We start from the raw sequence: 15829 nt of genomic DNA on the forward strand, positions 1-15829 counted from the left end.
CGGATTAAATAATAGAATTGAAATTTACAATATTAAGCAGGTTAAGATAGTGTAGAATACAGTTAAATAATTACTACCTTTAATCCGCTAAACATCGACTAATATGAAATTATCGCGAATTCTCTATCTGTTACTTTTTGTAACACTTGTATTTTCTTGTAAGAAAAAAGATGATCAATCTATAGCTGAGGCAAATGCTTCAGAATTAAACAAATATCAAGAATATATTTCAGATGTATCTTCAGGGGTAATTTCAGTTTTGGATAATGTATATGTGGTGTTGCAAACACCAGTAGAAGGTTGGGATGATAATCAAGAACTGCCAAAAGATATACTCACTGTATCACCAAAGGTAAAAGGTAAAATAATTGCTGTAAACAACCGAACTATTTCTTTTCAGCCAGAAGAAGGTTTTGATGAAGATACCGCTTATACTTTTACATTAGATCTCGAGGAATTAGTTAAAGATCTTAAGGATGATCTTGATGAAGAATTTGTTTTTACTGTAAAGACATTAAAACAACAATTTTCTATAATTACTGATAACCTTCAGTCGTATAGTAAAGATTGGCAATATATAGATGGAACAATAACATCAAGTGATCAAATGAAATTTGATGTAGCAAAACAACTTATTACTGCATCACAAAAAGGAAAGGAAATAGCTGTAAAATTTAGCGAATCAATCGATAAAAGTCGCCAGTTTAGTTTTAGAATTGATAGTATTCAACGTTTTGAAGATGATTCTGAAGTTAACGTTAAATGGTCTGGTAAATCTTTTGATATCGATACCGAAGGCGAGGATGTATTTGCCATACCCGGGAAGAATAATTTTTCTATAATTAGTGTTTCGGTTGCTAATGTAGATAATCAATATGTAGAAATTAATTTTTCTGACCCACTAAAGAAAAATCAAAATTTTAATGGTTTAGTAACCATTTCTGGAGCGAAAAATTTAAAGTATACCGTAAATGGAAATGTGCTCAAAGTATATCCCAAACAAGAACTTAAAGGAACATTAGAGGTGACTGCTTTTGAAGGGATTAAAAGCACAGATAATTATAAATTAAAGAACACATATACCGAAAATGTATCTTTCCAACAACCCAATCCAGAGATTCGTTTACTACAAAGCGGAGTGATTCTACCTACTTCAGATAATCTGAAATTTAATTTTGAAGCGATCAACCTTCGCGCGGTTGAGGTACAAGTAGTTAAAATCTTCGAAAATAACGTCCTTCAGTTTTTACAAAACAACAACCTTAATGGTTCTAGTGATTTGAGAAGTGTAGCAAGACCAATTGCCAAAAAACTAATTAATCTTCAAGAAAATCCATCTTTAAATCTTAGTAAATGGAATGCTTTTGCAATTGATTTAAAAAAGTTGATTACACCAGAACCTGGGGCAATCTATAGAGTAGAACTAAATTATCGAAAAGCCTATTCGCTGTATAAATGTGACGGAGCAGCTGCAGATGATACTCCGATTAATGAATTGACAGATAATTATGACGAAGAAGAGGAATCTAGTTTTTGGGATAGCTCTCAATACTATTATGATGATTATTACGACTACAATTGGGAAGAAAGAGAGAACCCATGTAGCACTTCTTACTTTAGAGATAAAAAAATAAGTGCAAATGTATTAGCCTCTAACCTGGGAGTAGTAGTTAAGAAAGGACTTAATAATGCATATATGGTTACGGTTAATGATATTATTACCACTAGCCCTGTATCAAATGTAAAAGTAACTTTTTATAATTATCAGCAACAAGAAATGGGAGTGGCGACTACCGATGCAGAGGGAATAACTGGTTTTGATGCAGATCGCCCTGCATATTTTGCCATTGCCCAATCGGGAAAACAACAAACCTATGTAAAATTGAATGATGGAAACGCACTATCTGTAAGTAAATTTGATGTTTCTGGAGTAAGATTGCAAAAAGGAATCAAAGGATATATTTACGGAGAACGTGGTGTTTGGCGTCCTGGAGACACCTTATTTTTATCTTTTATGCTTAATGATAATGCAAATAAATTACCAAAAGGACACCCGGTAAAATTTGAATTACGTGACCCATACGGTAAAGTGACCTACCAGAAAACAAAGACTAATGGTATCAAAAATTTCTACAAGTTTGTTGTAAATACTTCTGATGAAGCACCTACCGGTAACTGGCAAGCCAAAGTTAATGTTGGAGGAGCTAGTTTTAGCAAAACACTTAAAATTGAAACCATAAAACCCAACCGCCTTAAAATCAAAACTACCTTTGATGATGAAGTTCTGGGGGCTAATAAGAACATACAAGGTAATCTCGAAGTGTTATGGTTACACGGAGCGATTGCCAAAAACCTGAAAACGGATATCAATGTTCGATTCAATCCAGGTAAAACCAGTTTTAAAACCTTCCCGGGATATGTTTTTGATGACCCAACCCGCAAGTTTGGAACCGAAGAACAGGAAGTATTTCAGGGGCGAATTTCTGGCGAAGGAAAAGCAAGTTTTAGCCTTAAACCAAAACTTGAAAATAAAGCTGCAGGAATGTTAAAAGCCTCTTTTATTACCAAAGTATATGAAAACGGAGGAGATTTTAGTACAGATGTCATTAGTAAAGATTTTTCACCATATAGTACATATGTAGGAGTAAATGTTCCTAAAGGTGATAAAGCACGAGGAATGTTGTTAACGGACACAAAACATAATTTTGAAGTTGTTTCTGTAGATGATAAAGGAAATCCTAAATCAGTCAAAAATCTTGAGGTTTCTATATATAAAGTCGATTGGAGATGGTGGTGGGATACATCAGAAGATAACCTGTCTTCTTATAATAGAGGATCATATCATAACGAAGTATTTAAGACCAAAGTAACAACTAACAATAGTGGAAAAGCAAATTTCAATTTTGAATTAAAATACCCAGAGTGGGGAAGATATCTGGTAAGAGTGGTAGACCCAAATGGAGGGCATGCTACCGGAAAAATAATGTATATCGATTGGCCAGGCTGGGCTGGGAAATCACGTAAAAATGACCCTTCTGCAGCAACAATGTTATTGTTTTCAACAGATAAAAACACCTATAATGTTGGGGAGAAAGCTATTGTAACCTTTCCGTCTAGTGAAGGAGGAAGAGCATTAGTAACTGTAGAAAATGGCACCGAGGTACTATCTTCGCAATGGGTAACCCCTCAAAAAGGAGAAACGAAGTTCGAATTGCCGATCGATGAATTATACACTCCCAATGTGTATATTAATATCACATTACTACAACCACATGCCGATACAGCAAACGATTTACCAATACGTTTATATGGCATCGTTCCAATTTCTGTTGAAGATCCGAATACCAAGGTTCAACCTAAACTAACAATGCCAGATGTATTGCGACCAGAAGAAACGATTACACTGAAAGTTGGAGAAAATAATGGTAAACCCATGACATATTCTATTGCTATTGTAGATGAGGGTTTATTGGATCTAACACGGTTTAAAACACCAAACCCCTGGAATAGCTTTTACGCTCGCGAAGCACTTGGAGTAAAAACCTGGGATGTATATGATGATGTAATTGGAGCCTACGGCGGAAGTATCAATCAGGTATTTAGTATTGGAGGTGATGCAGAAGCTGGAGGCAGTAAATCAAAAAAAGCGAACCGATTTAAACCTATGGTTGTCTTTGAAGGGCCATTTGAACTTAAAAAAGGCGAGACGCGTGCTCATAAAATTAAAATTCCAAAATATGTTGGATCTGTACGTACCATGATAGTGGCTTCAGATGCAGAAAACGCGGCCTATGGTAGTGCAGATAAGACAACACCAGTACGTAAACCTTTAATGGTACTGACTTCAATTCCTCGTAAAATTACTCCAGGAGAAAAAGTAACAATACCAGTCACCGTTTTTGCGATGGAGAATAAAGTAAAAAACGTAACCGTTACCTTAAAACCTAACAAAGGATTTACAGTAATCGGCGAGACGCAACAAAAACTATCGTTTCCTCAACCTGATGAGAAAATGGTCTATTTTGATATCGAAGTGCTAGAAGGAGCTTCTATTACAGATATTGAAGTAGTGGCTAGTGGCGGTGGAGAAAAAGCATCATATAAAGTTCCTATTAATATAGTGAACCCAAATCCAATAACGACAGAAGTCAACTCTATTGTTCTAGAACCCAATAGTGAGCAGGAAGTAGACTTTGCAGCATTTGGAATTGATGGAAGTAACAGTGCAACGATTGAGTTTTCATCATTACCACCAATGAATTTTGAAAGTAGATTAAGCTACCTGATTCGTTATCCACACGGTTGTGTTGAACAAACGACTTCGGCAGCATTCCCACAATTGTATCTTGGTGATGTCTTCAATTTATCATCGGATAAAAAGCAAAGAATACAGAAAAATATAGAAGCTGCTATGTATAGACTTAAACGTTTTATACAACCAAATGGTGGGATGTCATATTGGCCTGGATATAGTAACCCTAATGATTGGGGAACTACCTATGCTGGTCATTTCTTGCTCGAAGCAAATAAACAAGGGTATGTATTGCCAATAGGTTTTAAAAGTAACTGGATTAATTATCAGCAGCAGCAAGCCAAACGATGGAGAAGTGGTAACAATGACCTGGCACAAGCTTATCGATTATATACATTAGCACTTGCCGGAAGCCCTGATCTGTCATCAATGAACAGGTTAAGGGAGACATCAGGATTGTCTAATGATGCCAAATTGAGATTAGCGGCAGCTTATGGGCTAATTGCTCAGACAAATGCTGCAAACCAATTGCTTAATTCGGCAAATATTGATTTTCAACCTAGAAACAATAATCATTACACCTATGGATCTACAAGTCGAAATCGGGCAATGGCACTAGAAACACTTGTAGCTTTGGATCAAAAAGTGAAGGCACAGAAAGTGGCAGTGGATTTGGCTAAAGAATTATCTTCCAAAAATTGGATGAGTACGCAAACTACATCTTATGCATTAATGGCAATGGCAAAATATGCAACCTATGTTGGAGGAAAAGGTGTAAATGTAAACTATATTCTTAACGGAAAATCAACAAATGCTAATACAAACAAGACATTGGCAACTTCTGGTGATATATCTATTTTAAAAAGTAATAAACTGGTGCTTAAAAACAATAAGGATAACACCATTTTTGTACAAATTGCAACAAGTGGAATTCTACCTGTTGGTAAGGAAAAAGTAATTCAAAGCAAGTTTAAGGCAATTGTAGATTATAAGACCAGGGATGGTAATATAATTAATCCAATTCTATTAACCCAAGGAACAGATTTTGTGGCAGAAGTAACGATTACTAATACTACAGGTTCTAAAGTAAAAGATATTGCATTGACCGAAATTTTCCCATCAGGATGGGAAGTAGTCAATACTCGATTTACAGATTTTGGATCGTTTAAAGCTAATGCTGTAACACATACTGATATTCGTGATGATAGAGTGAATTTCTATTTTGACCTAAAACCAAATGAAAGTAAAACAATGACCATTTTATTAAATGCATCCTACTTAGGTAAATACTATCTGCCAGGTATCCAATGCGAAGCCATGTATGATAATGATTATTTAGTAAGAAGTAAAGGGAAATGGGTAGAAGTGGTGAAGTAGATTAATTGATTTGGTTACAGAACAGCCTCTTTAATCCTAATTAAAAATAATACAAATATTATGAAAAAACACCTGCTTAAATACATAGCTCTCTTTGCCATAGGATTGTATTCTTCTCAAGTCATTGCATGTGATTGTGATTGCAAGGGAGATTGCTCATTTTCCTCAGTTTCGACAGGAGGGTTTGTTGCTATGGTAAAAGTAATTGAGTATTCTGAATTTTTAGAATATGAAGATGATGGAAAATTGAAGAAAATGCCTTTAGCAATGAAAGTAGAAGTTATTAAAAAATATAAAGGTGAAGATACTCGTAAAGTCATTCAAATTTGGGGAGATAACGGAATGCTATGTCGGCCATATACAGATCATTTTAAGATAGGGAACCATTATTTGATTGCCCCAAACAAAATTTGGAAGGACTCTGAAAATGGAAAAATGGATGATTATGATTTCTTTTCATGTGAGACTGGTTTTTTGGATGTTAATCTTAAAAAAAAGATGGTATATGGAACATATTCCAAAAACATAAATAAAATTTCATTAGATAAAATAGAAACCATTTTAAGTAAATAAAAATTGTTACCGCAATAGTTGATAAAATAATGATTTTAGAGCAAGCAATTTTATATATAAAACCTGGAGAATCAGAAGCTTTTGAGCAAGCTTTTAACGAAGCGCAAAAAATCATTTCTGCTATGAAAGGATATATTAGGCATGATGTATTGAAATGCATAGAAGAAAATGACAAATATGTATTGTTGGTAGAATGGGAAACGATAGAAGATCATGAAACAGGTTTTAGAAAATCTGAAGAATATCAGGAATGGAAAAAATTATTACATCATTTTTATGATCCTTTTCCTCTGGTGCAACATTATGCATCAATATTATCTTGATGTAGCAAAGCGGTTATTTTAACTTAACCATAAAGCAGCATACTGTTTTTTTTATTACCATTGTTGAAAAGTCGAAAATATATGAATACTAAGTTTTATAAACTCTTAACAGGCCTTTTTTGCTTGATAAGTATTTATTCCTGTAAGCAACAATCGGTTTCTGTAAATAAGATCTCAGCAATTCAGCAAAAAATTGATTCTACAATAATTGCAGATAAAGCTATAGATTCATTTATTACACCTTTCCGAGATCATTTAAATAAAACTTTGGATGCTACACTGTGTATTGCTTCAGTAGATTTAACTAAACACGATGGAGAATTAGAAAGCAAATTGGGTAACCTTACAGCAGATATTTCTTTACATCAGGTAGAACCGATTTTTAAAAAAAGATATAATAAAGAAATTGATTTTGTATTATTAAATCATGGGGGTATGAGGGCACCAATACTAAAAGGACCGGTAACTGCTAGAACAGCCTTTGAAGTAATGCCTTTTGAAAATGAATTGGTAGTAGTAGAATTATCTTATGAAAAAGTACAGGAGTTAGTTTCTTATTTGGTCGAAAAACAACGGGCACACCCTGTTTCTAATTTACGACTCAGTATTGTAAAGCAATCAAAAGAAGTGCAAAAATTAATTATTAATGGTAAATCATTACAAAACGGTAAAACCTATTTAGTGCTTACTACAGATTATTTACAACAAGGGGGAGATAGTATGAATTTCTTTAAAGATCCTATACAATTATATAAAACAGATTATAAATTCAGAAATGCACTAATCGATTATTTTAAATCAATAGATACATTAAAAGTACAACTAGATAAAAGAATGAGATATGCAGAATAGAAGAATATTTATACAGAAAATAGTCTCGGCAACAGCTTTTGCTAGTTTAGGAGGAGTGAGTTTAGTATCTTGTGTTAGACCAGTATCAAAAAAGATAACAGTACTACATACCAATGATGTGCATAGTCAGATTGATCCACTACCAAACAATCATTATAAATACCCAGGATTAGGAGGGTTTGCCAGAAGAGCATCGATCATAGAAAAAGTACGAAAAGAAAATCCAAACACCATTTTATTAGATGCAGGGGATATTTTTCAGGGCACTCCATATTTTAATTATTACGGGGGTGAAATTGAATTTAAACTGATGTCAAAACTAAACTATGATCTTGCAACGATAGGGAATCATGATTTTGATAATGGAATAGATGGATTACTAAGCCAATTACCTAATGCCACTTTTGATTTTGTATCGGCCAATTATGATTTTAAAAATACGGTGCTTGATGGCATAGTAAAACCATATAAAATATTAGTTAGAGATGGGATTAAAATTGGAGTCTTTGGTTTAGGAATAGAACTGGAAGGTTTAGTGAATAAAAATTTATATAAAGAAACCCAATATCTCGACCCTATTGAAATTGCTCAAGATATCACGAGGGTATTAAAAGAAGATCAGCATTGCGATCTTGTAATTTGCCTTTCTCATATTGGATATGATTATAAAAATGCTCAAGATAAAGTTTCTGACCTTCATCTGGCCAAAAAGACAAAAGATATCGACTTGATTATAGGCGGTCATACACATACATTATTACCGAAACCAGTTATTATAGACAATTTAGTGGGAGAAAAAGTGCTCGTCAATCAATGTGGTAAAAGTGGAGTGTATATGGGGCAAATTGATTTTTATTTTGATACCAATGGGAGTAAAACAGTAGAAGGAAGGTCAATAGAGGTTTAAAATATTTTTTTGAATAATTTATAGATTTATCCATAGTACACATTGTTTAAAAACGTAAGAAACTACATAAAAACTCATCCAAAACGCTTCATAATCCTTGGAGTAGTATTGGTTATATATTACTTTTTATTACCAAGACCACTATTTAATGATCCAACTGCTACAGTAATTGAGACCAGAAGCGGAGAATTATTAGGTGCTAAAATTGCAACCGATGGACAATGGCGTTTCCCTGAAACCGATAGTGTGCCCGAAAAATTCAAACGGTGTATCATCGCATTTGAAGATCAGCAATTTTATAGACATTTCGGATTCAACCCAGTAGCGATGGGGAAAGCAATTAGCGAAAATATTAATGCAGGTAAAGTGGTTAGAGGAGGAAGTACTATCACTCAGCAGGTTATTCGTTTGGCACGAAAAGGTAAAAAACGCACCTATTTTGAAAAATTAAAAGAATTAGTATTGGCCACACGACTGGAGTTTGGAACTTCTAAAGAAAGGGTTTTGAAACTATACGCCTCTCATGCTCCCTTTGGTGGTAACGTAGTGGGAATCGATATGGCGGCCTGGCGTTATTTTGGTTTACCAGCTCATCAATTATCCTGGGCAGAGACCGCAACACTTGCGGTATTACCTAATGCGCCTTCCTTAATCTATCCTGGAAAAAATCAAATTAGATTATTAAAGAAAAGAAATCGATTGCTTCATACCCTTTTAGAAGAAGAGACAATCGATTCATTAACATACGAACTATCAATAAGTGAAACATTACCCCCAAAACCTTATTTTTTGCCACAAATAGCTCCGCATTTGTTAGAGAAATTAGCTAAAGAACATGATGGTAAAAGAGTACAAACTACAATTGATCCAATACTACAAAAACAAGTTAATCGAGTAGTTAGAAAACATCATGAGGTATTAAAACAAAATGAAGTGCATAATATGGCAGTTTTGGTTTTAGATGTTGATACCAGAGAAGTGTTAAGTTATATAGGAAATTCACCAACCGATAGAGCACATCAAAAAGATGTAGATATTATCCAGGCAGGGCGTAGCACAGGAAGTACATTAAAGCCATTGTTATATGCCGCAATGATGGATAAAGGCGAATTGTTACCAGAACAATTAGTTTCTGATATCCCTACAGTAATTTCGGGATATAACCCCAAGAATTTTGATGAAGGTTATAGCGGTGCTGCTCCGGCAAATCGAGCTTTGGCACGTTCTTTAAATATACCAGCAGTTCGGTTATTGCAACAGTATGGATTGCAAAGATTTAGAGATGAGATGAATGCGTTTCGTATCAGAGATTTGAGATATGGAGCGGACCATTATGGATTGTCATTGATTGTTGGAGGAGCAGAAGGAAATCTTTGGGATCTTAGCAAAACATATGCTGGCTTTGCGGGCACGTTAAATCACTATCAAAGCACATCTAGTGAATATTTTACTCAAGAATTTACAGAACCAATTGTTTTGGCCGATAGAGAAGTAGACTTTGGTAAAAGCACACAACAAAAACCAGTGTATGGTGCCGGAAGTATTTGGTTAACTTTTGAGGCTATGAAAAAAGTAAACCGACCAGAAGGTGATGAGGCCTGGGAATTCTATGATTCTTCGAGAGAGATTGCTTGGAAAACAGGAACTAGTTTTGGTAACAGAGACGCCTGGGCAATCGGTGCCAGCCAAAAATATGTAGTAGGAATTTGGATTGGCAATGCCGATGGAGAAGGAAGACCAGAACTCACAGGATTAAATTCGGCTGCACCCGTTTTATTTGATGTGTTTAATCTATTGCCAAAATCTAAATGGTTCCCTGCTCCGTATGATGATCTGATTACTGTAACAGTCTGTACTAAAAGTGGTTTTCTGGCGGGTAGCAACTGCCCAACCAAACAAATGGATGTTCCTGTTTCAGGAACCAGGACCAAACCTTGCCCATATCATCAATTAGTGCACCTGGATACCGCAAAGCAATACAGAGTAAATTCTTCTTGTGAACCTGTTACCAATATCATTCATGAATCTTGGTTTGTACTACCTCCGTTACAAGAGTATTTTTTTAAAACAGGTAATGCAGATTATCGTTCTTTACCGCCTTATCGACCGGACTGTATAAAAGAATCTCAGGAACGAATGGATTTCATCTTTCCAAAGGCCAATAGTAGTGTGTATTTACCTAAAGGATTTGATGGTAAAACCAATGAGGTAATTCTTAAAATTGCGCATACAAATCCAGAAACTCGAGTATTTTGGTATGTTGACAATGAATTTATCGGAACAACAAAGCAGTTTCATGAAATGGCTGTGGCTCCAAAACCGGGAGTACATGTTATTACTGTTTTAGACGAAAAAGGAAATGAATTAAAGCGAAAAATGGAAATCAAAGAATGATTTTGATTTAAGCCCATAATTACTCTGCTTTTTTCCCGTAAGTAGTTAAAATACACTTGTTAATAAAAATGTAAAATATTGCAATTTTGTGTTAAATTAATAAATTTGTTAAATTTTGAACAGCGATCTTAGTATCTTAGAATCAACATTTTACAGACTAGCTAGCGTTAATAATTAACGTATAACTCAACTTAACTCTTAAAACCAATGAAAAATGCAATTTTATTGCTTGTCATAGCATTATGTTCAAGCATTACCGCCTATTCCCAAATAGGCCAAGGAGGAGAACCCTTGTTCTCGAATGAACGTGTTTCAAAATCAAGCCAAATTCCTGGTGTTACATTACCTAAGCTAGATATAGCAAAATTACTAAAGGAAGATGCATTAGAATCAAGTAAAGACGTACCAATGCGTTTTGCGTATGCTCATAAAACGAATCTTAATCCAAAAAATTCGGGAAAATGGTATACCAATTCAAAAGGTGATCGTTATTGGTTGATTGAGATTGAATCCAAAGGAGCACTGTCACTTAATCTCACCTTTTCGAATTTTAAAATTCCAGAGGGAGGTAAATTATTTGTCTATAACAAAGATAAATCCGATGTTCGTGGAGCATTTACTTCTGCTAATAATAAAAACTCAAAACGATTGGGTTTAGCTCCTGTAAAAGGAGACAAAATTATAGTAGAATATTTTCAACCAGCTCTGGTAAAACAACAACCAGATTTAAATATTTCTGCAGTTGCCCATGATTATAAAGGAATAATGAGCATGGCAAAAGGCTTTGGTAGTTCTGGATCTTGTAATAATAATGTAGCTTGTGCCGAGGGAGATCCCTGGAGAGATCAGATTAGATCTGTTGCGCTGGTGATACTAGGAAACGGAACCAGATGGTGCTCTGGGTCTTTAGTTAATAACACTGCTAATAACGGGACACCATATTTTTTAACTGCAAACCACTGTACTTCTGGTCAGACAGTAACCAACTGGGTTTTTGTATTTAATTATGATTCCCCTGGATGTAGCAATTCAGACGGGTCAACAAGTCAATCTATATCTGGTTCGCAGACAATGGATAGCGGTTCAAGTTCTGATTATGCATTATTAAAACTTTCTTCTACACCACCTTCAAGTTATAATGTTTATTATTCGGGATGGGATGCAACAGGAAGTACTCCTACTCAAACTACAGGTATTCATCATCCGGCAGGAGATGTTAAAAAAATATCATTTGATAATGATGCACCTACAATCTCTGGTTATGGAGGTGCTAGTGGTACAACTCACTGGAGAGTTCTTGATTGGGATGATGGAACTACTGAAGGAGGATCTTCGGGTTCAGGATTATTTGATCAAAACAAAAGAATAGTTGGTCAGTTACACGGTGGTGGTGCTGCTTGTGGAAATAATAGTTCAGATTGGTATGGTCGTTTGTCTGTAACCTATCCAAATATTTGTCAGTGGCTGGCTCCTGGATGTACTACCAAAATAGTGAATGGATATAACCCTGGCAGTGGTGGAGACACACAGGCGCCTTCTGCTCCTGCTGGATTAAGTGCTTCTAATGTTGCAGCAACCTCTGTGTCACTTTCCTGGACTGCTGCTACCGATAACGTAGGTGTAACTGGGTATGATGTGTATCAAGGTAATTCAATAGCCACATCGGTAACCGGTACTTCAGCAAACATTACCGGATTAACGGCTAATACAGCATATCAATTTAGAGTAAAGGCCAAAGATGCAGCTGGAAACATTTCTGGATTTAGTAATACAGTTAATGTAACCACTACAGGTGGTGGTGGAGTTACCTATTGTTCTGCAAATGGAAATAATGCTTCTGAAGAATATATCAGTAGGGTTCAAATAGGATCTATTGATAAAACTTCTACCGCTGGAAGCGGAGGATATAGTGATTTTACATCAGAATCGACAAATCTATCTAAAGGAAGTTCAACTACGATTACGGTAACACCTACCTGGACAGGCACAACATATAGTGAAGCATATAGAGTCTGGATAGATTATAATCAAGATGGTGATTTTACAGATGCCGGAGAACAAGTCTGGACACAATCTGCAACTCAAAACGCAACCGTAAGCGGAAGCTTTACAGTGCCGTCATCTGCTACCAATGGAACTACTAGAATGCGAGTTATTATGAGATATAATACATCTCCTTCTTCTTGTGGATCATTTAATTATGGCGAAGTCGAAGATTATACTGTTGTGATTGGTGGATCACTAACTGCTAAACAAAATAATAATGTAACACTTTATCCTAATCCGGCTAGAGATATACTTAATATATCTTTCAATACAGAATCAAAAGAAATCTCGTATTCTGTAATAGATATTTTAGGAAAGACAATTATCTCAATATCAGGTGAAAATAAATCCACTATAGATGTTGGGCATTTGAAACAAGGAATTTATTTTCTGAAATTCACAGATGGAAATAATCAATATACTAAACGTTTTGTAAAGCGATAAAGTCAAACTAAAGCTAGCTAGTACGTAAAATACTGAAAAAAGAGTGGGATTCCTGAATGTAATCAGGAGCTCCACTCTTTTTAAATTTATACTTATCTCAAAGGAAATCCTTTTGCTGCCCACCAAGGATGTATTTCGATCATTAAACGCCCGGATTTTACCATAGGATCCATATTAGCCAGACTATCTGCCATTTTTTGTGTTGGTGTATTGTAAATTGTGATTCCACGAATATCACCATCATCCCCAAAAGGCCCCGAAATATCAGCATACCCTTCTTTATACATTTTACCAAGATGACCAAGATGTAATTTTTGTAAACTATCTGCTTCTTCCTTACTTTGAGAACGATTGGGGCCTTTTTTTAAGAAAGCAATAAAATATTGTTGCATAATCACGGTATCACCAGTTTCTTCATCTATGTAGTCAAAGATCTTAAACCCGTTTTCTTTTAATTTTTCCTTGATTGATTTTACTGAAGGTTTTATTTCTTCGGTAACTCCTTTTGTATCCTTCGATTGCAGCGTGCTTTCTTCTTTAGGTTGTTGCTTACAAGAGAAAAGGGATAGTAAAGCGAAAAATATGAGTAGTTTTTTCATTTCAATGAATTATTTAGTCATTTCTGAGGTTAAAATAAAGAATTTTACTTGAATTTGGTAGTGTTACCAATTTAGTAACTAAAATAGAATTAGATGGTAATTTTAAATGTGGTGCCTTTACCAAGAGCACTATCTACCTGAACCTTAGCATTATTCATGTCTAAAAAATCTTTGGTAATCATTAAACCTATACCTGTACTACTTTCTCCTCCGGTACCTTCTTTTTTATGTGTGGTATTGTATTCAAAAAGTCTTTTTAATTCATGAGGGTTCATACCGATTCCTGTGTCTTCAATTTCAATGAGATGTTTGGTTTTGGTTTGAAGTAGTCGTATTTGAATTTCTCCTCCTTTTTGAGTGTATTTTATAGCATTAGAAATGATATTTCTTAAACTAGCTAAAATCATGTTCTTATCTGCATGAATATAAGTGTCATTGGTAAAGTAATGTGTAGAAAATTTTAGATTTTTCAGATTTATAATAGGCTGAAAATATTCAGTGATATTTTCAAATAATTCGGTAATACTAAATAAAGATTTTTCTGGTTTTAACGCTAATAAATCATTTTTAGACCAACTAATAAGGTTTTCTAAAGTAAAATGAATAGAGTTGGTGTTTTGCTCAATAGATTTTATAATTTCCTTCAATTGAGTTTTGTCATAATTCTCAAAATCTTCCAGTACTAGTTTTAGAAGAACGTCCATGGTTCCTATTCCTCCTCTTACATCATGAGATATTAAGGACAGGAATTTTGACTTCATGATATTAAGTTGCGTTAGCTGAGTGTTTCTTTTAGAGAACAAATAAAAAAGCAATACAAGTAAAGAGGTGAATACTATTCCTGCTATTAGAATGATTAAAGGATAAGCTGTTCTTTCATTTTTTATATACGTACTTGTAGGATCAGCGACCAACACCCATTTTTTCCCCCATAAAACTGGTAAATCAAATTGATGGTTGAAATTGATTTGGGTATTGACCTGTGCAGATTGATAGGTGAATAAGGTGTCTTTAGAGGTTTCATTTTTTTGGTTGAGCAACATCACCTGGATTTCTTTAGGTATATTGGCGTTATTAGCAGCTTCAAAGATTTTCGAAAATTTAAAAACCCCAAGTACAAACCCTTTAAGATTTTCTGGATTATAGTTTTTTTCAGACTTATTTTCATTAAAAATAGGTAGAAAAGCTAAGCATCCTTCTGGGTTTGTTTTTTCTTGTACTAGTTTTATATTTCCACTGATAAGAGGTTTGCCCATTAGCCGTGAGGATTTTAGAGTGTTATATCGCTCTTTTTCTGAAGCCAAATCATATCCGAAAGCATTTTTGTTTTTTGTGAGAGGATCAACATAGTAAACAGGAAAATATTCTTTTCTGATTTTTGCATTTATCAATTGATTAAAACTGTCTTTTTCTGTAAACCTAAAATCAGAAAATTCTTGTTGATGATTTTTTTCATAAAGAGATCTCATTTCATGTTTTACCCAGGGAATCCATTCTAAAGCCAAAAAGCTACTATTTCTTTTACGTATAGACTGGGATTCTGTGATAAATGTTTGATAACTAGGGTTTTTGTTTGATTTAAATAATGTAGATAGGGTATGTAAAGATTCTAGGTTTAACTCAAATTCTCTGTGAAGAGATGCTGCAAATTGATCAACTTCATTCTTGAATTTTATTTCAATTTTTTTTTGCTCAAGTATATAATAAGATCTTGCTAGAAGTATGGAGAGTGATAACCCTATAGCCCAAATAACAGGAATACAATATTTAGAATCAATAAGAGACTTTAAATAATATTGTTTTCTTTTCATAATTTTTTAGAAGCTCAATAAACCTTTTATATTAATGGGATTGTAGCAGTAAAAAGAAAGAACTCTTCAGGTGTTTTAAAAAGGGATATAAGCTTCTGAATTCTTAATAGGGGGTAATTTTCTTAATAGGGATAATTTAAAGATAGTAATTATTATGTGGATTATGATTAATAGAAGGTGTAAATTTTATTTTTTTTATTATTGACTTACAGTTGTTTATGTTGAGTTATTATAGTAACTTTAATACAAAC

General features: G+C 34.3%; 9 protein-coding genes. 7 read left to right on the forward strand and 2 right to left on the reverse strand.

Going from position 1 to position 15829, the window contains the following annotated elements; all coding sequences use genetic code 11:
* Positions 1-103: 103 nt before the first annotated feature.
* From DG435_RS14310 to DG435_RS14340, 7 genes are all read left to right on the forward strand, one after another.
* Positions 104-5629 carry an alpha-2-macroglobulin gene (locus DG435_RS14310; RefSeq protein WP_106792875.1) on the forward strand — a complete coding sequence of 1842 codons (5526 nt, stop codon included), beginning with the start codon at positions 104-106 and terminating at the stop codon, positions 5627-5629.
* A 60-nt stretch (positions 5630-5689) separates the two neighbouring features.
* Positions 5690-6202: a hypothetical protein gene (locus DG435_RS14315; protein ID WP_106792874.1), complete on the forward strand. Its 513-nt coding sequence runs from the start codon at positions 5690-5692 to the stop codon at positions 6200-6202.
* Positions 6203-6231: 29 nt separating this feature from the next.
* Positions 6232-6525 carry an antibiotic biosynthesis monooxygenase gene (locus DG435_RS14320; RefSeq protein WP_106792873.1) on the forward strand — a complete coding sequence of 98 codons (294 nt, stop codon included), beginning with the start codon at positions 6232-6234 and terminating at the stop codon, positions 6523-6525.
* Positions 6526-6606: 81 nt separating this feature from the next.
* Positions 6607-7377 (forward strand): 5'-nucleotidase C-terminal domain-containing protein, encoded by a 771-nt coding sequence (locus DG435_RS14325; protein ID WP_106792872.1) that lies wholly within the window; start codon positions 6607-6609, stop codon positions 7375-7377.
* Positions 7367-8284 carry a bifunctional UDP-sugar hydrolase/5'-nucleotidase gene (locus DG435_RS14330; protein ID WP_106792871.1) on the forward strand — a complete coding sequence of 306 codons (918 nt, stop codon included), beginning with the start codon at positions 7367-7369 and terminating at the stop codon, positions 8282-8284. The genes DG435_RS14325 and DG435_RS14330 overlap by 11 nt, the downstream gene beginning before the upstream one ends.
* Before the next feature lie 42 nt (positions 8285-8326).
* Positions 8327-10678 (forward strand): penicillin-binding protein 1C, encoded by a 2352-nt coding sequence (gene pbpC / locus DG435_RS14335; protein WP_106792870.1) that lies wholly within the window; start codon positions 8327-8329, stop codon positions 10676-10678.
* A 207-nt stretch (positions 10679-10885) separates the two neighbouring features.
* A complete protein-coding gene (locus DG435_RS14340; RefSeq protein ID WP_106792869.1) occupies positions 10886-13168 on the forward strand; it encodes a GEVED domain-containing protein in 2283 nt (760 codons plus the stop codon).
* Positions 13169-13260: 92 nt separating this feature from the next.
* On the opposite strand, the gene DG435_RS14345 is transcribed toward DG435_RS14340, so the two are convergent.
* A complete protein-coding gene (locus DG435_RS14345) occupies positions 13261-13767 on the reverse strand; it encodes a YciI family protein (RefSeq protein ID WP_106792868.1) in 507 nt (168 codons plus the stop codon).
* A gap of 89 nt (positions 13768-13856) precedes the next feature.
* Positions 13857-15578: a CHASE domain-containing protein gene (locus DG435_RS14350; protein WP_106792867.1), complete on the reverse strand. Its 1722-nt coding sequence runs from the start codon at positions 15576-15578 to the stop codon at positions 13857-13859.
* Positions 15579-15829 lie beyond the last annotated feature (251 nt).

It is taken from the genome of Aquimarina sp. Aq78, assembly GCF_900299525.1.
In the GTDB taxonomy this organism is placed as follows: Bacteria; Bacteroidota; Bacteroidia; order Flavobacteriales; family Flavobacteriaceae; genus Aquimarina.